The 20048-nt window shown below is 68.8% G+C and carries 25 protein-coding genes; 14 read left to right on the top strand and 11 right to left on the bottom strand.

The genetic code is table 11. The features are described from left to right. Positions 1-139: 139 nt before the first annotated feature. From AC1P0E_RS22230 to AC1P0E_RS22215, 4 genes are all read right to left on the bottom strand, one after another. Positions 140-559, bottom strand: a complete 420-nt coding sequence (locus AC1P0E_RS22230) for a (deoxy)nucleoside triphosphate pyrophosphohydrolase (RefSeq protein ID WP_482743895.1) — start codon at positions 557-559, stop codon at positions 140-142. Between the two features lie 26 nt (positions 560-585). Further along, a complete protein-coding gene (locus AC1P0E_RS22225; protein ID WP_482743894.1) occupies positions 586-765 on the bottom strand; it encodes an SPOR domain-containing protein in 180 nt (59 codons plus the stop codon). Positions 766-961: 196 nt separating this feature from the next. Beyond that, positions 962-1714 (bottom strand): GntR family transcriptional regulator, encoded by a 753-nt coding sequence (locus AC1P0E_RS22220; protein ID WP_482743893.1) that lies wholly within the window; start codon positions 1712-1714, stop codon positions 962-964. Between the two features lie 306 nt (positions 1715-2020). Continuing rightward, the gene (locus tag AC1P0E_RS22215; protein WP_482743892.1) at positions 2021-3598 is read right to left on the bottom strand and encodes a S8 family peptidase; all 1578 of its coding nucleotides are present in this window, start codon (positions 3596-3598) and stop codon (positions 2021-2023) included. A gap of 228 nt (positions 3599-3826) precedes the next feature. On the opposite strand from AC1P0E_RS22215, the gene AC1P0E_RS22210 reads away from it, so the two are divergent. Further along, the gene (locus tag AC1P0E_RS22210; protein WP_482743891.1) at positions 3827-5002 is read left to right on the top strand and encodes a threonine synthase; all 1176 of its coding nucleotides are present in this window, start codon (positions 3827-3829) and stop codon (positions 5000-5002) included. Between the two features lie 221 nt (positions 5003-5223). Here the strand turns inward: AC1P0E_RS22210 and AC1P0E_RS22205 are convergent, their stop codons facing one another. Further along, positions 5224-5658 carry a hypothetical protein gene (locus AC1P0E_RS22205; RefSeq protein WP_482743890.1) on the bottom strand — a complete coding sequence of 145 codons (435 nt, stop codon included), beginning with the start codon at positions 5656-5658 and terminating at the stop codon, positions 5224-5226. A 48-nt stretch (positions 5659-5706) separates the two neighbouring features. Continuing rightward, on the bottom strand, positions 5707-6219 hold the full coding sequence (locus tag AC1P0E_RS22200; protein ID WP_482743889.1) for a MarR family winged helix-turn-helix transcriptional regulator: 513 nt from the start codon (positions 6217-6219) through the stop codon (positions 5707-5709). Positions 6220-6332: 113 nt separating this feature from the next. Here AC1P0E_RS22200 and AC1P0E_RS22195 point away from each other — a divergent pair, with 113 nt between their 5' ends. Then, on the top strand, positions 6333-7565 hold the full coding sequence (locus AC1P0E_RS22195) for an MFS transporter (RefSeq protein WP_482743888.1): 1233 nt from the start codon (positions 6333-6335) through the stop codon (positions 7563-7565). Between the two features lie 50 nt (positions 7566-7615). Here AC1P0E_RS22195 and AC1P0E_RS22190 read toward each other — a convergent pair whose 3' ends face one another. Next, the gene (locus tag AC1P0E_RS22190; RefSeq protein WP_482743887.1) at positions 7616-8704 is read right to left on the bottom strand and encodes a class I SAM-dependent methyltransferase; all 1089 of its coding nucleotides are present in this window, start codon (positions 8702-8704) and stop codon (positions 7616-7618) included. A 152-nt stretch (positions 8705-8856) separates the two neighbouring features. On the opposite strand from AC1P0E_RS22190, the gene AC1P0E_RS22185 reads away from it, so the two are divergent. Together AC1P0E_RS22185 and AC1P0E_RS22180 are read left to right on the top strand one after the other, a co-directional pair. Next, positions 8857-9471, top strand: a complete 615-nt coding sequence (locus AC1P0E_RS22185) for a hypothetical protein (protein ID WP_482743886.1) — start codon at positions 8857-8859, stop codon at positions 9469-9471. 186 nt (positions 9472-9657) lie between these two features. Further along, complete coding sequence (locus AC1P0E_RS22180) at positions 9658-10401, top strand: serine hydrolase domain-containing protein (RefSeq protein ID WP_482743885.1); 744 nt, start codon at positions 9658-9660, stop codon at positions 10399-10401. Between the two features lie 353 nt (positions 10402-10754). Here AC1P0E_RS22180 and AC1P0E_RS22175 read toward each other — a convergent pair whose 3' ends face one another. The 4 genes from AC1P0E_RS22175 to AC1P0E_RS22160 all read right to left on the bottom strand — a co-directional run bounded on the left by AC1P0E_RS22175 (position 10755) and on the right by AC1P0E_RS22160 (position 14634). Beyond that, positions 10755-12173, bottom strand: coding sequence for an ATP-binding protein (locus AC1P0E_RS22175; protein WP_482743884.1), 1419 nt, complete (start codon positions 12171-12173; stop codon positions 10755-10757). Between the two features lie 465 nt (positions 12174-12638). Continuing rightward, positions 12639-13019, bottom strand: coding sequence for a glycine cleavage system protein GcvH (gcvH, locus tag AC1P0E_RS22170; protein WP_482743883.1), 381 nt, complete (start codon positions 13017-13019; stop codon positions 12639-12641). Positions 13020-13156: 137 nt separating this feature from the next. Continuing rightward, on the bottom strand, positions 13157-14416 hold the full coding sequence (locus tag AC1P0E_RS22165) for a tyrosine-type recombinase/integrase (RefSeq protein ID WP_482743882.1): 1260 nt from the start codon (positions 14414-14416) through the stop codon (positions 13157-13159). Between the two features lie 35 nt (positions 14417-14451). Further along, positions 14452-14634 (bottom strand): helix-turn-helix domain-containing protein, encoded by a 183-nt coding sequence (locus AC1P0E_RS22160; RefSeq protein WP_150171742.1) that lies wholly within the window; start codon positions 14632-14634, stop codon positions 14452-14454. Between the two features lie 219 nt (positions 14635-14853). On the opposite strand from AC1P0E_RS22160, the gene AC1P0E_RS22155 reads away from it, so the two are divergent. From AC1P0E_RS22155 to AC1P0E_RS22110, 10 genes are all read left to right on the top strand, one after another. Then, positions 14854-15273, top strand: a complete 420-nt coding sequence (locus tag AC1P0E_RS22155; protein WP_482743881.1) for a CHC2 zinc finger domain-containing protein — start codon at positions 14854-14856, stop codon at positions 15271-15273. A gap of 25 nt (positions 15274-15298) precedes the next feature. After that, positions 15299-15775, top strand: a complete 477-nt coding sequence (locus tag AC1P0E_RS22150; protein ID WP_482743880.1) for a toprim domain-containing protein — start codon at positions 15299-15301, stop codon at positions 15773-15775. Further along, the gene (locus tag AC1P0E_RS22145; RefSeq protein WP_482743879.1) at positions 15772-16134 is read left to right on the top strand and encodes a hypothetical protein; all 363 of its coding nucleotides are present in this window, start codon (positions 15772-15774) and stop codon (positions 16132-16134) included. Before AC1P0E_RS22150 ends, AC1P0E_RS22145 begins: the two co-directional genes overlap by 4 nt. Beyond that, a complete protein-coding gene (locus AC1P0E_RS22140; RefSeq protein WP_482743878.1) occupies positions 16131-16352 on the top strand; it encodes a hypothetical protein in 222 nt (73 codons plus the stop codon). Before AC1P0E_RS22145 ends, AC1P0E_RS22140 begins: the two co-directional genes overlap by 4 nt. Next, entirely contained in the window at positions 16349-17536 is a 1188-nt protein-coding gene (locus tag AC1P0E_RS22135) for a hypothetical protein (RefSeq protein ID WP_482743877.1), read from the top strand. The genes AC1P0E_RS22140 and AC1P0E_RS22135 overlap by 4 nt, the downstream gene beginning before the upstream one ends. After that, positions 17533-17841, top strand: coding sequence for a hypothetical protein (locus tag AC1P0E_RS22130; protein WP_482743876.1), 309 nt, complete (start codon positions 17533-17535; stop codon positions 17839-17841). Before AC1P0E_RS22135 ends, AC1P0E_RS22130 begins: the two co-directional genes overlap by 4 nt. Beyond that, on the top strand, positions 17838-18221 hold the full coding sequence (locus AC1P0E_RS22125; RefSeq protein ID WP_482743875.1) for a hypothetical protein: 384 nt from the start codon (positions 17838-17840) through the stop codon (positions 18219-18221). Before AC1P0E_RS22130 ends, AC1P0E_RS22125 begins: the two co-directional genes overlap by 4 nt. Before the next feature lie 197 nt (positions 18222-18418). Next, a complete protein-coding gene (locus AC1P0E_RS22120) occupies positions 18419-18682 on the top strand; it encodes a hypothetical protein (protein WP_482743874.1) in 264 nt (87 codons plus the stop codon). Continuing rightward, on the top strand, positions 18660-19172 hold the full coding sequence (locus AC1P0E_RS22115; protein ID WP_482743873.1) for a DUF6879 family protein: 513 nt from the start codon (positions 18660-18662) through the stop codon (positions 19170-19172). The genes AC1P0E_RS22120 and AC1P0E_RS22115 overlap by 23 nt, the downstream gene beginning before the upstream one ends. A 19-nt stretch (positions 19173-19191) precedes the next feature. Then, positions 19192-20037 carry a helix-turn-helix domain-containing protein gene (locus AC1P0E_RS22110; protein ID WP_482743872.1) on the top strand — a complete coding sequence of 282 codons (846 nt, stop codon included), beginning with the start codon at positions 19192-19194 and terminating at the stop codon, positions 20035-20037. Positions 20038-20048 lie beyond the last annotated feature (11 nt).

Below are 20048 nucleotides of genomic sequence, written 5' to 3'. Positions count from 1 at the left end.
AGCCGCAGGCCCGCGTCCTTTTTCGGGGGGTTAATCAGCACATACCCGATATACGGTCCGGCCTATCGCAGAGCCGGAAGCACGGTGGCACGAACGGCGTACGCGATGTCCACGCACGCCCTGCCTCAGCCGCCTCCCGTCAGGCCTGCGCGGCAGGCCCCGGCGCAGCGTTCAGGCGGCGTACCGCCTCGGCCACGGCAGGGCGGTCCTGGGGAAGCCAGTCCACGGTGTCCGCCTCGTACGGACGGAGCCAGCGCAGGTCGTCGTGGTCCTGGAGGGGGCGGGGCACGCCGGACAACAGCCGGACGGTCCACACCTTCAGGACGTGCCCGGGCTTCAGCGGCCACTCGCCGGGGATGCGCTCCAGCACGTCCGCCTCGACGCCCAGCTCTTCGCGCAGTTCGCGTACGAGCGCCCGCTCCGGGGTCTCTCCGGGCTCGACCTTGCCGCCGGGCAGCTCCCAGCGGCCGGCCAGCTCGGGCGGGGCGCTGCGGCGCGCGGCCAGCAGCCGGCCCTCGTCGAACACGGCCGCACCCACCACCACGACACGATCAGTCATGGCGGGAGCCTACGGCGTACGGACATCTACTGGACGCTCTGGCCTATCCGCTCGACCCAGTAGAGCTGCTTGTGGCCTCGGCCGTCGAGACTGTCGGCGATCTTCTGCGCCTCGGCCTTCGTCGCGTACCGGCCGACGCGATAGCGGTTGCCGCTGTCGTCCTGCCGTATGACCAGCCATGGGAGCACGGCACCGCTGTCGTTCACTGTGCGCCCCCGTCCGCCGGTGCACTCGCCTCTAAGGATCTCCAGGAAACCGCAATCCGCATATGCCCGAGCGTACGCCTGACCTTCACTCAGCGGATACGCATTTACACAAAGAGGTACGCATCAAGCCATGGACAAGGGGGCGCACTCCGCAGAGCGCGCCCCCTTCTTCACCGCAGCGGAGTCCGCGTACGGGTCACTTCACGGGCAGGTGATACGCGACCCGGTACCGGTCGGCGGGCACCACCACGTCGGCCGTCTCGACCGCCATCCCCGACGCGTAGTACGTCCGCTCGATGACCAGCACAGCATGCCCCGGTACGCCGCCGAGCCTCAGCAGCTCCGCCGCGAGGCCGGGCCGGGCGCCGACCTCCTCCACCACGTTGTCCACGACGACGTCGATGGCCGCCATCCGCTCGACGACGCCGCAGCCGGCCAGCGGCCCTTCCTCGGGGAGCATCACCGGCGTACGCCCCGTCACGGCCAGGGGCTCCCAGGAGGTGGAGAGCATCATCGCCTCGCCCGCGTCCCTGAAGACGTACCGGGTGCGCATCACACGGTCGCCCTCCTGGATGCCGAGCCGCTTGGCGATGGACGAAGTGGCCTCCTCCTGCTCGCTGCTGGACTCCCAGGTGCCGCGCGCCCCGGCCTCCGCCTGCTCCTGCCGGAACGGCGTCGAGGGCGCGGTCCCCCGGTAGCCCGCGCGGGAGACACGGCGCGGGACGGGCTGCTCCCGTACGTACGTACCGGAGCCGGAGCGGCCTTCGACCAGGCCCTCCGCCATCAGGACCTTGCGGGCCTCCAGCGCCACGGTGTCGGAGACGCCGTACTCCTGGCGGATGCGCGCCTGCGAGGGGAGCCGGGTGTGCGGTGGCAGGGCACCGTCGACGATCTTCTGCCGTAGATCGCCCGCGACGCGCAGATAAGCCGGCTGCTCACCGAATGTCACTGGCCACTCCCATCAGGTTGACAGACAGCAACAGCGTGGCAACCGTCGGTTGTTGACCGCAAGCGCAGGCCAAAGTTTCACCCGAAGTGATGACTTGTCTTTACGCAGGGGCTTGCCGGGGTATAGAAGCCAGAACTCCCCGCCAAGATCCGCACCGCTTCGACACCTTCTCCGTCCACCGCACCTCCGTCCGACGACGCACCGTCAGGATCCGGTGTGCGCGGACGCACAGCAAGGGGCGGCCGCCGAAGCGACCGCCCCCGCCCATGTGTGTTCAGCCGTTCACCTCGGCTCAGCGCGCAGGAATCAGAACTGCAGCGCCCACGAGTCGATCTTCCCCGTGTCGTACCGCGCGTTGTCGTTGACCCGCAGCTTCCACGTGCCGTTGGCCACCTCGGACGAGGCGTTCACGGTGTAGGTGGTGACGAGGTTGTCGCTGCTGCCGCCCGTGCCGTAGCCCTTGAGGGTGTACGCGGTGCCGTCCGGAGCGATCAGGTCGACCTTGAGGTCACCGATGTACGTGTGCTTGATGTCGACCGGCACGCTCAGCGTCGCCGGCGCGTTGCCGGTGATGCCGCTGACGGTGACGGGCGACTCCACTGTGGCGTTGTCGCTGATGGTGTAGTCGGTGAGGTTCTCGAACCGCTTGCCGGTGGGCGGCGGGGTGGTGTCGCCCGTACCGACGTACAGCAGACGGTTCGGCGAGCCGCTGCCCGGGCTGGTCACGACGCCCGTGGTGGCGGCCGAGGTCAGCGCACTGGAGACCTGGGCCGGGGTGGCCGTCTTGTTGGCCGCCAGATACAGCGCGGCCGCGCCCGCGACGTGCGGGGAGGCCATCGACGTACCGGAGATGGAGTTCGTCGCCGTGTCGCTGGAGTTCCAGGCCGAGGTGATCGACGAACCCGGTGCGAAGACGTCGAGGATGCTGCCGTAGTTGGAGTAGCTCGCCTTGGCGTCGCTGCTGGTGGTGGCGCCGACGGTGATCGCCTCGCCCACCCTGGCGGGCGACTTGGTGGAGGCGTCGGTGGACTCGTTGCCGGCGGCGACCGCGTAGGTGACTCCGGAGGCTATGGAGTTGCGTACCGCCGTGTCGAGGGCGGAGTCGGCGCCGCCGCCGAGGCTCATGTTCGCGACGGCCGGCTTGACGGCGTTCCTCGTCACCCAGTCGATGCCCGCGACGACCTGGGCGGTGGTTCCCGAGCCCTGGTTGTTGAGCACGCGTACGCCGACGACCTTGGCCTTCTTGGCGACGCCGTACGCGCCGCCCGCGACCGTACCGGCGACGTGCGTGCCGTGACCGTGGCCGTCCTGCGCGGTGTTGTCGTTGTCGATGGCGTCGTAGCCGTAGGAGGCACGGCCGCCGAAGTCGCTGTGGGTGATGCGTACGCCGGTGTCGATGACGTACGTCGTGACGCCCTCACCGGCGGTGTCCGGGTAGGTGTAGCTCTGGTTCAGCGGGAGGGCCTTCTGGTCGATGCGGTCCAGGCCCCAGGACGGCGGGTTGGGCTGGGTCGCACTGATCTTGAAGGTGCGGTTCTGTACGACGGAGTCGACGGCCGGGTCGGCGGCGAACTTCTTCGCCTGCGCCTCGGACAGCTCGACGGCGTACCCGTTGAGGGCCGCGGTGTACGTCTTCTTGATCTTGGCGCCGTACTCCTTCGCGAGCGCCTTGCCCTCGGCCGAACCGGCGTCGGCCGCCGCCTCGTCGAGGGTCACGATGTAGCTGCCCGCGATGGTTCCGGGGGCTCCGGCGTTCTGGATCCGTCCCTCGGCGGCGCCGGCCGCGGTGGCGGGGAGGGCGGAGACCGCGCCGAGCGCGAGGGCTACGACTGCGGTGGCACTGGCTGCGACAACTCTTCGCCGGGAACTACGCATCACTGACATGTGAGGGGTCCTCCTCATTGGCGGTGCGCTGGTGGGGGGCGGTGCGGCGTTGCGACAGGGGCATGACAAATCAACGCTTCGGAGTCCGCGTCGTTTCCCACACCTTGCTGCCAGGCGAAAGATTGGCGCATCCATAGGAATCCCACAAGAGTCAATTCGGACCGCAATACGCTTGCCGCACAGCCGTCAGGACCGACCGCCGCGCGCGGCGCTGCCTACGCTTCCCGGATGAAGATCTCGACGGCTTCGACACCTCCGCCGGCGTCACCGGCATCCATGACCTACCGCTGCCCGGCCGACGGCTCCCGCGCCCCCGCCGAATCCCTCGCCTGGCACTGCCCCACCTGCGGCGGTCCCTGGGACCTCGACTTCGTCCCCGCCTCCCCCGTACCGCTCAAGTCCCTCGCCGGGCGGGTGAATTCGCTGTGGCGTTACGAGGAGGCGCTGCCTCTCGCGGGTCCGGCGGCCGGTCTCACGCTCGGGGAAGGCCGTACTCCGCTCGTACCGCTCACCGACTCCATTTCGGCCAAACTCGACTTCCTGATGCCGACGCTGTCCTTCAAGGACCGGGGCGCGGTCATGCTCGTGGAGCTCGCCCGCCGCCTCGGCGCGGGCCGGGTGGCCCGCGTCGTCGCGGACAGCAGCGGCAACGCGGGCACGGCGATCGCGGCGTACTGCGCACGGGCCGGACTGCCCTGCACGGTGTACGTCCCCGACGCGACCTCGCCCAAGAAGACCGAGCAGATCCGGGCGCACGGCGCCCACCTCACCCTCGTCCCCGGCGACCGCGAGGCCGCGGCGGTGGCCGCCCGCACGGCGGCCGACGAGCCCGGCACCTTCTACGCGAGCCACGTCTACAACCCGTACTTCCTGCACGGCACGAAGACGTACCTCTACGAACTGTGGGAGGACCTCGGCGGCCGGCTCCCCGACTCGGTCGTGGTCCCCGTCGGCAACGGGACGCTGTTGCTGGGCGCTTCACTGGCGATCGACGAACTGCTCGCCCAGGGGCTGATCGACAGCCGCCCCGCACTGATCGCCGTACAGGCCCAGGCGGTGTCGCCACTGGCGGCGGCATTCCGCGCGGGGGCGGAGGACCTGGCCGACGATACGTCGGCTCCCGTGACGGCCCCCACGCTCGCCGAGGGCATCGCCATCCCGCGACCGCCGCGCGCCGGCCAAATCCTGCGTGCCGTACGGGAGTCGGAGGGAACCTTCCTGACCGTGACGGAGGACCAGATCCGGGCCGCGCAACTGGACCTCGCGGCGCGCGGCCTCTTCGTCGAAACGACCGGGGTCGCGTGCTGGGCCGCGATGAGCGCGCAGCCGCCACAGGAGGGCCGAACCGCCGTGGTCCCGCTGTGCGGCGCGGGGGCGAAGACGGGGCCGGCGCCACAGCGATGACGCGGCGGCCGAGGCCGGCCGCGCGGACTCGGCCTGCGCGCCGGCTCTCCAAACGCCGCCCGGCAGGCCGGGCTCGGCCGCGAATGCACGCCGCCGCGCGACCGGATCCGGCCGGATCCTGCCGGATCCAGGACAAGGCGCCGACTGCCCAGATCGAACAGCCCGACGACGCTCTCGACGGTGGCGGCGAGCACGCGCCATCTGGCTCCGAACGTGAACCCCTAAGCGACCCAGCAGTAAACGCCCTGGTCCTGGCGTCGGGCGCTGCCGACGAGAGCGGCCAGCTCACTCAGGATCACCTCGGCGATCTCCGCGTCGATGACCGCGCCGTGCTCCGCGCGCTGCGCGGCCCACGAGACAGCGGCATCCTTCAACTTGGGCCGCTCGGCCTCAGCGAGTGCTCCGGACAGACGAGGCGAGATCGCGAACACGACGCACCCGTCATCGTCCTGACCGGCGACAATACGAGGCTCCCCGGCTTCGACGAGTTCCTCAAAGCCGCCATCGGCAAGGAGGCATTCCCACTCGACCACGGCCTCTTCAGGATCGAAGTTGCCGAAGGAGAGCGACTCGAACGCGCGTCGCGGCCCGGTCTGAAGAGCCAAAGCCGCTGACGCGTCATCCGGAGCTACGAAGAACTCGACGATGATGCTCATCCAGGCATCATGCCTGACCGCCCACAACCGTGATCGGCCGGACATGTCCTAGCCGATCGACGTATCACCGAAGGACACCAGCAGCTTGCGCAGCGAGTCGCCGAGGCGGTCGCTCTCCTCGCGGCCCAGCTCACTCAGCATGCGAGCCTCGTTGGCGAGATGGGCCGCCATGTACTCGCGGGTGACTTCGTGGCCCTGCTCGGTGAGCCGGATCCTCACCGTGCGCCGGTCGCCGCCGCTCTCTTCGCGGACGCGCTCCACCAGCCCTTTGGCCTCCATGCGGTCGATGCGGTTGGTGATCGCGCCGGAGGTCACCATGGCGGCCTTGAGGAGCGCGCCGGCCGGCAGGGCGTACGGCGGACCCGAGCGCTGGAGGGTCGTGAGGACATCCACCTCGCCGAGTTCCAGGCCGCGTTGGGCAGCGAACGTCCTGAACTCCTTGTCCAGTACGCGCCCGAGCCGCTGGAGCCGGCCGAGGACGTGCACGGGCCAGAGGTCTTCCTCCAGGTCCGGGCGCTCCTCGATCCATTGGCCGATGATCGCGTCCACCGCGTCGCTCATTCCGGATTCCCTTCAACGCGCGCAATCTCAACGTTAAGAGACTTGACGTTGAGAGACGAGGCCTGTTTTTATCTCAACGTTGAGATTATCAAGCCTGAACAACAGGAGCTCTCATGCCCGAGCCCGCCGTCGCGCGGCCCGCCGTCGCCGCCGCCCATCCCACTCCCGCCGCCCCGGCACACCGAGTCCCGGCCCTCTGGCTCGCGCTGCTCGCCACGCCCGTGGCCGCCAGTGCCAACGCCCCGGTGCTGATCCTCCCGGAGATGGCCGGCTCGTTCGGGGTACAGTCCGCGTCGGTCACCTGGCTCGTCACGGCGTTCGCGTGGGCCATGGCGGTCGGCACGCCGCTGATGGCGAGCCTGCTGCGCCGCCGCGGCCTGCGCACCACCCTGCGCGTGAGTACGTTCCTGGTCCTGACCGGCACCCTGCTCGTGGCCCTCGCCCCCTGGATGGCACTGGCCCTGCCCGGCCGGGCGGCCCAGGCGGTGGGCGGCGCCGGCCTGGTCACCTCGGCCATGAGCCTGGCGGGTTCGGTCCGCCGGATGGGCGTCATCACCGCCGGCTTCGGCGTGCTCGGCGCGGTCGGCCCGCTGGTCGGCTCGCTGCTCGCCGACGCGCTCTCCTGGCGCGTGTCGCTCGCGGTCTCCGTACTCGCGCTACTGGCCCTCCCGGCCGTGACCCGCGGCGCCCCGCGCACCTCCCCGGCCCCCACCACCCCCTTCGACGCCCGCGGTGCCTCGCTCCTCGTGGCCCTGGCCACCGCCCTGGTCTTCGTCCCGCACTTCCCGCTGCCGGCGGCCGCCGCGGCGCTCACGGCGGCCGCCCTCCTCGCCGCCCACGTCCGCGCCCGCCCCGACGGTTTCGTCCCGGCCACGCTCCTGCGTACCCCGGCGTTCCTGCTGGCGGCGATGCTGGCCTGCGCGCTGGCGACGTCGTACTTCACTCTGCTCTTCGCGGTGCCCCAGCTCCTCGCCGACCGTACGCACTGGTCCACCGCCACCGTCGGCACAGGCCAGCTCGTCGCCCTCCTCGCAGGCTCCTTCCTCTCCCTGGCCCTCGCCGCGGTCTCAGCACGGCTGGGCAGGCGCAGAGTCCTGACCGTCCTGATCACCCTGGGCGCGCTGGCGCCGGCGACGGCCGCCGTGAGCCCCTGGGCGCCACTGCTCCTCCTCGTGGCCGCGACGGCGGTCTTCGCGACGACGGCGGGCAACGCCACCCTCGCGGTGTACGCCACCCATGCCGCCCCCGACTCCCAACGCCCGACGGTGATAGGGCTGTTCAACCTCTGCTACCAGCTCGGCGGCGCCTTCGGCCCGGCGATCGCGGCGCTGCTCACGCTCACCTGACCACCTCCTCGGCCGGCACCACGGACCGGGCGCGGTGTCGGCACCACGCATCAACGGCGGCCCTTACGCATACGAGCCACGTAGTAGACATTGAGGATGTCGCCCTGCACCTCGCGCACTTCCACGTCGTCGAATCCCGCTTCCCCGAGCATCTGCAGCGCCCTCTGCCTGCCCCACACCGTGCCGAGGCCCGCGCCGCCCTCGCCGAGCGAGACGGTCATGCAGTAGAAGACCGAGAAGGTGTAGAGGGTGGGGCCGAGCGGGTGGCCGATGTTCTCCTCCAGCCGGCTGGAGGCGGCGATGTCGCCCATCAGGAACACCCCGCCGTCCCGCAGCGCACCGGCCACGGCCGACAGCGCGCGCTCCGGCCGCGCCAGGTCGTGGATCACGTCGAAGGCTGTGATCAGGTCGTACGTTCCGGCCAGTTCGGCCGTGTCGGACACGACGAACCTGGCGTTGTCGAGCGCGAGCAGCTCCGCCTCCTCCCGCGCTGCCGCGATACCGGTGTCGGAGATGTCCACGCCGAGGAACTGACTGGCGGGGAAGGCCCGGGCCAGCAGATTCACCGCGTGCCCCTGCCCGGTGCCGATGTCCAGCGCGTCGATGCCTTCGCTCAGCCGCTCAGGAAGGCCGGGGACCAAGGGAATGATCGTTTCGACGAGCGCGGCGTCGTACACCCGTGCCGTTTCCTCCGCCTGGAGCTCCTGGAACCGCGGGTACGCCGAGTACGGGACGCCGCCGCCCCGCCGGAACGCGTCGAGCACCTTGTCCTCTACGTCGCCGATCATCGCGAGGTCCTGCATGAAGGAGGCGAGGTTGTCGGGCCCGGCGGCCCGGACGAGGGAGGCGGCGTGCTCGGGCGGCAGCCGGTAGGTGCCGCCGGCCGGGTCGTACTCGATGAAGCCGCCCACGGTCATCCCGCCGAGCCACTCCCGTACGTACCGCTCGTCGAGACGGGTGACCTCGGCGATCTGCACGCTGGTCGACGGCGGCAGACCGGCCATGGCGTCGAAGAGCCCCGTGCGGTGGCCGAGGCTGCACAGATACCCCAGACAGGAATCATTGAGCACATGAAGCATCCGCTCGGCGAACTGTTCCTGCCGTACAGGGTCGACCATCTTTTCGGCCGCTTCAGCCATCACTGCCTCCCTATGTCGCGTTTGCCTGCTCTATCCCCAATTTAATGCCGAAGGCGTCACCCGAACGCCTCAGCCGCCTTGCTCCCGGTCCGCCCCGGCCCTCGCATGGAGTGCAGGACACGAGCCCACCGCGGGCTCTCGGAAAGGGCGCCATGTACGTACGCACCACCTACGCGACAGGCGATCCGGCCAAGCTCGACAGCGCGGCCGAGGCCATCAGCACCGAAGGGCGCCGGCTGGCGGCGGAGCAGCCCGGCTACCGCGGCTTGGGCGTCTTCGTCGACCGCGAACTCGGCAAACTGCTGATGGGGTCGTGGTGGGACGACGAACAGAGCCGGCAGGCCAGTGACGAGCGCCTGCGTGAACGACGCGCCGAACTGACCGCGCCGTTCACGCAGACCGCGGCGACCGACAACTGGGAGGCGGCGGTCGCCAGTCCCCCGGAGGCGCTCGGGCCGGGCGCGTGGTTCCGGCTGGTCCGCCTCGAATGCGAGCCGGCCGACGTGGACCTGCTGGTGGAGACGTTCCGCGACACCGCCCTGCCCAAGCTCCGGAACATCCCGGGGTTCGCGGGCGGGTCACTGCTCGTCGACCGCACCGCGGGCCGGGCCACCGTGGGCGCGTTCTACACCGACCGCGACACCCTGGCGGCATCCCGGAGCGCGGTCGCGGCAGTACGGAAGGAAGCCACTTCAAAGGCCCGCGTGACCACCCGAAGCATCGAGGAATTCGAAGTGGTCCTGGTCGAGGTGTCCCGCCCCACCTGACGCTACGGTCGAGCGCCCGCCGGTTCCTGGCCAGGACCGCCTCGGCGGAGGCGGCGGGCATGTCAGCGTGAGCGCCACCTGAACGGCGCCGCCCGGGTCCGGCCCGCTTGCCCCACATGGGCGGGCCGCAACCGTTGCGGGGTGTTTCGCGCGCAATAGCGACATTTCACCCTCCGTAGTGCGGGCATGACACGCACCGTCTTCCGTAGGCGCCTGAGCACTCCCGCGCGCGCCCGCAAGGCCCTCCTCTGCGGCGCCCTCCTCGCCGTCACGCTCCAGGCCACCGCCGTCGCACCCGCGCTCGGCGAGGGCCGTGACGGGCGCGACGGCCACGACGGGCGCGACGGCCACGACTGCGTGAGGACCGAGGGCCCCCTCCGTGACGAGGCCCGCCAGGTCCGGGACATCGCCCGTAAGGCCAAGAACGAACTCCGACTGACGTCCGTCGAGTTGCGGGTCACCGTCGACGGACACGAGATCGTCACCGACGCGCTCGGCGAGTCCATGACCAACGTCCCGGCCGAGCCGGACATGCACTTCCGCGCCGGCTCCGTGGCCTTCTCCTACATCAGCACGGCCCTGCTCCAGCTGGTGGAGGAGGGGGCGGTCCGTCTCGACGACACCGTGGAGCGCTGGCTGCCCGGCCTGCCCCACGCCAACAAGATCACCCTGCGGATGCTGGGGAGCAACACCACCGGCCTCCACGACTACGTCACCGACCCGGCCTTCCTGGCAGCACTGGAGGCGCATCCCTTCCGCCAGTGGACCCCGAAGGAGCTGGCGATCCAGGCGTACCTCCCGTCCGAGCGCCTCGCCATCGCGATCTCCGCCACCAAGACCGCGAAGACGCCCGAAGGCAACATGGCCGAACAGGTCGCCAAGCGCATCGCGGCCGCGCTCGCCCCCGACACCCCACTGGCACTCAGCTGATCCTGCTGACGTGCTGACCGGCGTACGACGGCGTCCGTACGCCCCGCGACGGGGGTGGACCCAGCTGGGTCCGCCCCGGCTGCTCAGGCGGGGACGGGCCCCAGGCCGGCATCGCGTCGCGGCCGGCAGCCGGTGGGGAGCAGTATCCGGATCTCATAGAAGAGTCCGGCAAACCCCGCGACAACTGACCGACCGGATACCAGGCTCCACTTGGTACCTCAGCGGGACTTCGCCATCCCAGCACGAGATCCACGACGAAGTACGAGAAGACTCAGGCTCGCCAACGCTGCACAACAGCGCCGGCAAGGGGCCGAGGTCTGTGTGACTTCTCCGCCACGTCTCCGGCCTGATCGTCACAGCGGCCAGGCGGTCAGCAAATCGCCAGGGCCGTAGGCGGCATCGAGCCCCGGACAGTCGACTCCGCTGCGCGAGACCGCCACGACTGGAACAGGTTCGCCAGTGAGGGCGGCCCGGTGCCGATGGAGAGCTGCCAGGTCGTGCCGATCGAAGGGCGACTGCTCCAGCCACTTGATGGAGCCGACGAAGAGCAGTTCCTTGGCAATGGGGGCGCGGTCCGCCCCGACGATGTCGATCTCGACGTCGTTGGTACGGGTCCAGTAGCCGCCCACTGCGGGGGCCGCGGGCAGCCTCTCATCGGGCAGTGTCCGCGCCAGGGCCTCGCGGACAAGGGGCTCGACGGCTCGGCCGCGCCAACTGGTCCAGTTCTCCCGGATGCGCGCCAAGGTCAGATCGCCCCGCCCCCGCTCGATCTCCTCCATGGACGGGCCGAGGAGGTGCAGCCAAAACCGCAGGTAGGGATCTGTCACCCGGTAGCGGCGATCCCTCGACGGACGCAGCGATACGGGCAGCTCCGCAGCGACGATCCGCTTGTCCGTAAGCAGCTCCAGCGCTCGCTGCAGGGGCGTGGCCCCGATTCCGCCGGCTGCACGGGCGATGTTGGTGAAGGTCCGCTCGCCACTGCCGATAGCCGCCAGCACCGTACGCGCCTGAGCCTGCGGAGGGAATTCGGCAGCCAGCGAGCGCTCGGCCGATACCAGCAGGGCCGAGACCGGGTCGCTCAGGGCCTCGTCGAGGAAGTCCCACAGCCCTGCACCTCGCGGCCACTCCGCGCAGATCAGCGGCAGCCCGCCGGTGACCAGCGCGGCGTCGAAGGCCTCCGCCGGTTCCAACCCGAGCATCTGCCCCACCTCGGCGGGGTTCAGTGGTCCTAGCACCATCTCCCGGCCGCGCTGATGGAAGGGGCGTCCGTAGCTGTTCAGGGCCTCCATCATCGAAAGATCGGAGCCGATGAGGACCAGCAGCACGGGCCTGGTCTCCAGCACCCGGTCCCAGGCCCGTTGCAGCATCCCCTCAAAGGCGCCATCGGCATCCATCAGGTACGGCACCTCGTCGATGATCAGCACACTCGCCCGGTCGGCGGGCAGCGACGCAGCCAGCACGTCGAACGCGGCGTCCCAGCTCTCCGGCCGTGCGGCGGTCACGAGCCGCGCCATCGGCAGCGTCGATGCCTGGGCGTCCCGGGCGAGCCGTGCAAGATCATCCCTAGGGGACGCACCGGTCGCCGCATAGAACAAGAACGGGGCCCCGGAGCGCTCCGCAAACCGCTCGACCAGCCGCGACTTACCCACCCGGCGCCGCCCACGCAACATCACGCACCGACCGGGCCGCTCCCCGCCAACCCCTGCCGCCACCTTCTGCAGCTCTCGCTCCAGACTCGCCAATTCCTGCCGACGACCTACAAAGTCCACCATGTCCGCCGACCTCCGCGCATGATACTAACGACCACGTTACTAACATAGACATTAGTAGGCAGGTTCGCCAGCTGTCGCGCGATCACGAACTACTCAAGGACCCCGGCATCCACGCTGTCGTTGCACCCGGGCGAAGGCGGGGAGGAGGGAGCGGGAGGCGAACGAGCTCAAGACGCCATGATGGACTACGGCGACCGAGATCCATCCAGTGGGTGCGGCCGATGAGGTCGACCGGACACGAGAACCAACCAGGGCCCAACCCCGAAAGGCCGGACCCCTTCTGACCTGCATGTTTGCCAGATCAGCGAATTACACGTTGAAGCGGAACGTTCACCGCAACGCTCCCACCTGCGGGAACGTGACCTTCAGAGATCAGATCCAGCACAGACCCAGCACGGTAGTTCGAGAGCTTGCTGTATCCAGCACAGCCGGTCACGTCTGACGAGGAGCCCTGTCAGCGAGCTACTACTCCTCCTCCTCGGCGAACGTCGCGTATGCGTCAGCGTCCATCAGCTTGTCCATCTCGGAAGGAACGGCCATCTTGACCTTGCAGATCCATCCATCGCTTTCCGCGCCCGTGTTGATCCCCTCTGGCATCTCATTGAGGCCCTTGTTCGTTTCGACAACCTCGCCGCTGACTGGGCTGCACACGTCAACAGTGGCCTTGACGGACTCCACAGCACCGATAGCGTCACCGGCCTCGACCCCCCGGCCGTGCTCGGGCAGATCGACAAAGACGATCTCGCCCAGGCGCGCCTGGGCGTGGTCGGTGATGCCCACCGTCGCCACTCCCTGCTCCACGCTGACCCACTCATGGCTCTGGGTAAATCGCTTACGAGACGACACGGTCAGGCTCCCTTGAGGGTTGCGTCCGGCATACGGGTTCCCAGCCATCTTGCCTCACTCACAGTGATTGCATCATCGCTTTCAGGTTCGCAACACGTCATCAGGCCCGTCGGTGCCACGGAGGCAGCCCCAACGACTCAAGCTGCGGCGTCGTACTCGGAGGACTCCTCCGGCGCCTCGCTCTGGACCTCGACGGGCACCGGCCCCATGGCCTTCTGCATGATCGCTCGGCAGCGGTCCCACGCTTCGGGAACGAGGTGGCCATAAATGTCGACGGTGGTCTTGATCGACTTGTGGCCGAGCCAGCGCGAGACCTCGTGGATCGGGATGCCGGCCGCCAGGGCGGTCGAGGCAAAGAAGTGCCTCAGCGAGTGCGGGTGGTACTTCGGCTTACCCTCGGCGTCCACGAGCCCGGCCGCCACGCACGCCTTCCTGAAGTGGTAGCTGTACGTGTTGGCGGTGGGCATGATCCCCTTGGCCCGCTCGCGGGCGGGGAAGAACACCTCCACCTGCCGCGTCTTCCCCGCCGCGTTCTGGAAGGTGAGCGGGATCGGCTCCCACAGCTCGACGTGGGCGTTGATCTCGTCGCAGACGAACGGGGCGGCGGGTACGTCGCGGTACTCGCCCTCTTCCCGGTGCTTGAGCGGCACCAGGCGGGTCTTGCAGTCGTCGCGGTGGGCCTTTGAGCTGATCTGCCAGCGAACGCGGATCACGTCATTGCGCAGGCATCCGGTGTGGAAGGCGAGGGCCTCGCTCACCCGCAGCCCGGCCCCGGCCTGGAGCCAGACAGTGAGCTTGTACTGCGGCGACATGTGCTCGTAGAGGAGGCGGACCTCGGGGAGGGTGGGGATCTCGTCCTCGTCCACCGCACGGCTTCCGGGGGCGTTCTTCACCTCCTTCGTCGGGTCCTCCTGGATGATCTTCTCTTCCTTGGCGGACCAGAAGATGTGCTTCACCATCTTCATGCGGTCGTACACGGTGCTGGCGGCCAGCTCCTTACTGATTGCCGCCTTGAAGTGCTCGATGTCCCGCTTGGCGACTCCGGCCATCGTCTTGCGGCCGAGTCGGGGTATCAGGTGGTTGTCGATGAAGCCGCGGTAGTTCGAGAACGTCGAGTCGCCGATCACGCGACGGCTCAGCCAGTCCTCCACATAGGCCCGGACGGTGATCTTCCCCGCGTTCGGGTCGATGTACGTCCCTACGCTCTTGTCGTTCTCCATCTTGTTGGCGAAGTTGTCCGCCGCCGTCTTCTTGGTGAACGACTCTTCGCGCTGCCGGGCCGTGCGCCCACCCGGCTCCCTGTACCTGACGGTCCAGTCGTGGCCGCAGCGAACCTTCTCGCAGGGGTAGAGCGGGCTTCGCTTGTCTGTCTTGCACCTCTGAAAAACGGTCGCCATGTGGCCCCCTTTCGTGCTGGGGCAGGGCTGTGCCGTTACCCGTAGTGTTCGTCGAGGTACGCGACGATGTCGCGCTCACGGAATCGGAGGAGGCGGCCGACCTTCTGGGGCCGCAGTCCCCACGTCCGGTACTTGTTCTTGACGGTGGTCTCGCTGACCTTGAGCCACGCGGCCACCTCTTCCGGCGTAAGGAGCCGGTTACTGCCGCCCTGACTCAACGGGCGGGCCTCTCGCCCCGCTGTGGCTGAGCAACGATCAACATCAGGTTGTACGCCGCCTCGGACGGAGGGACGATCTTCGCGTTCATGTTGCCTTGCCTGCGGGTTCGAGGCGTTCCTCGACTGCCTCAACGATCCCGACTTCGACGGCCAACTCCTCATGGAGCTGGAGGAGTTCTTCGAGATCCCGATGCACGACCTCGACGAATGGATGCTGCCGTGAACCTGGGACGCCTCCGGGACGGCTTCGAGGACCAGGAGCACGAGAAGCCCACCCTCGCCGCCGTCCTCGATCACTACGAAATCGACTACAACCCCGAGCGCACGACGGGCATGGCCCCGTGCCCCCTCCACGACGACAACACGCCGTCGTTCTCGTACCACCTCGACCGCGGATTGTGGAAGTGCCACTCGTGCGGCGAAGGCGGCGACAGCTACACGCTGCTGATGAAGAAGGAGCCCACAGACTTTGCCGGAGCACGAGCCCTTGCGACCTCTCTCGCCCTCACAACGGGCGATGCTGGAGGAGGCGACGAGCGCGTATCAGGCAGCGCTTACGCCGGACGCCGCGCGGTATCTCCTCGCTCGCGGAATCAGCAAGGACGAGGCGGCTACGTACCGGCTTGGCGTCGTCGCTGACCCTCACCCCGGCCACGAGCGGCAGGTGGGCCGCCTCGCGATCCCGTACCTGGCGCACGACGGGCACCCACTCACCATCCGCTTCCGCTGCCTGGAAGACCACGACCACCGAACCTACCGGCACGGGAAGTACAACACCCTGAAGGACGACCCGCCCCGGCTGTACGGGGTGGACGCGATCCACGCGGCGGGCGACGAGATCCACGTGACGGAGGGCGAGCTCGCCGCGATCACCCTCCGCCGTCTCGGCCTCCACGCGGTCGGCGTGCCAGGGGCCGCCCTCTGGCAACCGAGGCACCGCCGGATGCTGGCGGGCTTCTCTCGGGTGTGGGTCTGGGGTGACCCGGACGAGGCGGGGGCCGAGCTGGTCACCCGCGTGTGCAAGTCCCTGCGATCGGCCCGAGGCGTCCGCCTGCGCGATGGCGACGTGACCGAGACATACAAGGCCGGAGGCGCTGACGCCCTCCTCTCCCTGATTGACGAAGCGAGCAAGACGAAGTGACCGAGACGACCGCGAAGAAGACGACGACCAAGAGGCCGGCGCGGAGGCCCGACCCCGCGACGGCTGTCCTCGCGGAGGTGAAGGCGGCCCGCAAGGCGTACTCCGGCCAGTCCATGCCGGTCGCGGGCGGCCATAACCCGCGGAAGGGCCGGGAGCACCACGAGCGCGAGGCGAATCGGTGGATGGCGGCGGACACGGCCCGCAAGTTCGACGGCGTTCCCGGCTGGGACTCCGCCGTCCTGGCGCAGGCGTACCGCACGCTCGCCGAGAGCGAGCCGGAGCACATCCGGGCCGGGCTGATCCGCCTGGCGGCCCTCGCGATCTCGGCGGTGGAGTCCCTCGGCCGGGAGGCGCCGTGACGACGCGCTGTGACCTGCCTGGGCGGCCGGGCCCCCGGCTTCAGGCGATCTGGGCGGCCCTCGACGGGGCCGAGAGGGAGGCGTTCGAGCGCCACCTCATGAACGACACGGCCGCCGAGGATCTCGTCTGGATTCTCGACCGCTACGGACACCGCGTGTCCGCCTCCACCATCCGCACGTACCGGCGCCGACTGCGCCAGGAAGCGAACGATTCTTGAGCAACCTCCTCGACGAGCTCCTGTCGAAGCCCGTGGGTCCGACCATCCCGGCTCGCCAGACCGATCCGGACCGGGACTTCACCCGGCAGATCGAGGTGAGCGGCGACGCTGCCGAAGTCACCGTTCGCGGCCCCGAGAGCATGGACCCGCAGGGCAGCGCGGCGGCCTGCTTGACGGCTCAGGGCCTCGATCCGGCCGACTGGGAGGTGAAGGGCTTCCGGTCGAGCGAGTGGACGATGCCGAACGGCGAGACTGGCGTCTCGGCGCGCTTCCAGTTCGCGAAGAAGACGCCCGCCGACCGGTCCGGCCTGGACATTGACGAGCTCCTGGCGGCCATCGACAACCACCAGCCCCGGCAGGTTGCCAAGGCCGATGAGGGTGACCACACGTTCGTGATCGCCCTCGGTGACATGCAGTTCGGCAAGGCTGACGGCGACGGCCCGGCGGGCACCCTGAAGCGCACGGTCGAGTGCATCGACCGCGCGGCCGAGCTCCTCGACGTGTACCGGCGGCGCTTCGACATCGGACACGTACACATGGGGTGGCTCGGTGATCACGTCGAGGGCTTCGTGTCGCAGAACGGCTCGAACGCCTGGCGGACCTCGCTGACGCTCACGGAGCAGATCCGCCTTACCCGGCGCGTCATGCTGCACGGCGCCCTGACCATGGCGCCGCTCGCCTCCCGCGTCTCGATGGCCGCAGTGCCCGGCAACCACGGCGAGGCGGTCCGCATCGCGGGCCGGGGCGTGACGCGCTACGACGACTCCCACGACACCGAGTCCCTGATCTGTGTCCGCGACGCCCTGGCGCTGGACCCCGAGCGGTTCGGCCACGTCGAGTTCTACGTGCCGGACACGGACGAACTGACCGTGGTCGTCGACTGCTCGGGCACCACTGTGGCCCACGCCCACGGGCACCAGTGGAGGCCCGGCCGGCACTTCGAGTGGTGGAAGGGGCAAGCCTTCAACAAAGCGTCCGCGATGCACCAGGCGGACCTTCTCCTTGCCGGTCACCTCCACCACGAGCACGTGGACACGGACGGCCCGCGCACCTTCCTTCAGCCTCCGGCCATGGAGAGCGAATCGACCTGGTGGCGGCACGCGAAGGGAACGACGGGGGCACCCGGCCTGATCGTCGCGGTGACGAAGGACGGCCACACCCCCATCAAGGAAGTGGTCCGGTGAGCGTCACCCACGATTGGTCTCTCCTCGACGACCCGCAGGTTCAGCGCGTGATCGACGTGGTGGCCCGCAAGTTCGGCACGGAGTACGGGCTCGCCCTGGAGCGCGACGACGCCCGGCAGGAAGCCGCGCTCGTCGTCGCGGAAAAGGCCAGCGAAGCGCGCGAGATGCTCGCGGCCGGTCCCGGCCTCCTGCACCGCTGGCTGTGTCAGCAGCTCCGCAACGCGTGGCTCACGGACCTTCGCCACCAGTCGCGGCACCTGTCCTACGAGGCGGCCCTGAACGGGGCCGAGAAGGGTCTCCTGTGAGTACGTACGACCGCCGGGTCATCGAGCACCTCCTCCCGGCAGTGTGGTCGCCAGAGGCCGCGTACGGTCTCCGGAACCCGGCCGCCCCGGACGCGGACATGCCGAAGGGCAGCGTCGATAAGCGGGCCGCGGATTCTCTGTTCGCCCACCTCGCCGACATCCGCCGAGCCTGGGCGGCCTGCCCGCTCGAACTGGGTGAGCGACGGGCCCTGTTCCTGCGGTTCGCCCTCGACTGGCCGGACGCCCTGATCGCTGCCCGAGACGGAGTGACCGACCGGGCGGTGCGGTACCGCGTCGAACGCGGCGTGGGCAAGCTCGCCGCGTGGCTGAACGGCCGGACCTACATCGATGGGTACGACGAGCTGGAGGCTGCCGCATAGGCCAGGACGCGGCGGTGAGGGATCAGATTGGGCCAGGTCACGGCCGTATGCGGCTGATCAACTGCTCGTCCCTCCCGCCTCGTCCGCCTAGTGTCTTCTTCGAAGTCCTGGCAAGTTCTGGCAAGTTCCTCGCCCCGCTGCGATGTCACGGGCAAGCTCAGGCACACAGATCGTCACCGACGTTCGAGGAGGACATCATGGCCCTGGTTAAGCTCGGCAAAGACCCGGAGAGTCCTAGCGGCGGATCGCCCACCATCTACCTCGACGACGAGAAGGACACCTACCTCGTTCAGGGGTGGAAGGTGGAGGAGGCCGAGCGCCTGGCGGCGATGGACATTCCCGGTCACGAGTCGGTGGTAGAGATCCCCCGGCGCATGGTGCAGTTCTTCATGGAGCTGAGCCAGGAGACCAAGGACGCCGACTCGGAGGTGAAGAAGGATGACGCGGACCCCGACGTTTGAGGAGCTGTTCCGCGACTGCCAGAGGACAGCCGTCCACCTGGAGATGCGCGACGCCTACATGAAGTCCGACCGGGCTTTCATCGACTGGAAGGCCGGCGTGGCCCTCGACCCTGCCGAGCGCTGGGCCGACTGGCACGCGATCGTCACGGAAGCGACCTCGCGGGGCGTCGAGGTCCGGCGTGCCCGCATCGTTTCGATGCCCGTCAGCGAGTACATCCGCTTCGAGCACGACGTGACGGACGGGCTGAACATCGCGGCTGGGGAAAGCGTGCGCTGGCTCTCGCGACGAAACGCGACCGGCCTGGCGCTTCCGGGCAACGACTTCTGGCTGTTCGACTCCAGCCTCGTACTCGTCAACCACTTCGACGGCGAGGGCGAGAACATGCTGCTGGAGCTGACAGAAGACCCGGAAGTGGCGAAGCTCTGTGACTCGGCCTTCGAAGCCGTGTGGCAGCGGGCGACTCCACACGCAGAGTTCGAGCTGATCTGACAGCTCTAGCCGCATCGACATGACATCACCATCTTCGAGCGTCCAGGAAGCCCGCAAAGCGCTCGGAAAACGACTGGCTGACATCCGCCTCGCAGCCGGAATCACCAAGCGGGAGTTGGCCAAACGTTGCGGTTGGCACGAATCGAAGGCTTCGCGCTTCGAGAGGGGCACCCGCGCCCCCTCGGAGCGCGACCTTCGCGACTGGTGCGCCGCCTGCGACGCGCACAGCGAAGCGGAAGACCTCATCTCGACGGCCCGCGGAATCGAGGGCATGTACGTCGAGTGGCGAGATATGGAGTCCAACGGTCTCAAGACGGCTCAGGAGTCCGTGGTCCCTCTCTGGGAGCGCACGGAACGCTTCCGCATCTACTCGCCGTGGCTCATTCCTGGCCCTGTACAGACGGCCTCGTACATCAGCGCCCTTCTGACTTCCCTCCGCAATCGCCGAGGACTCATCGACGACGTACCGGCGGCAGTGAAAGTACGCGTCGAGAAGCAACAGGTCGTCTACGGGAAGCACACGTTCGCCATCCTCCTGGAGGAAAGCGTCCTCCGCACCCGGATCGGCGGCACCGATGTGATGGCGGGTCAACTGGGCTATCTGCTGAGCGCCATGGCTCTCCCCTCCATCAGCATCGGCATCATCCCCCAGGACGCCGACCGCTCGGGCCTGTGGCCCGTCGAGGGGTTCTTCCTCTACGACGATGAGCTGGTGAACGTCGAGCTGGTCTCGGCACACCTCACCATCGTTCAGCGGCACGAACTTGCCATGTATGCCCAGACGTTCGCTGAGCTGGCCGAACTTGCCGTCACGGGCGCCGCTGCGCGTGAAATCATCACCGCAGCCATCGACTCTCTAGGGTGAATCCCTGGCAA

This window comes from Streptomyces sp. TRD_SC_5 (assembly GCF_056836825.1).
The sequence above is the reverse complement of the archived record's forward strand: the minus strand, read 5'-3'. Positions and strand labels throughout refer to the sequence as shown.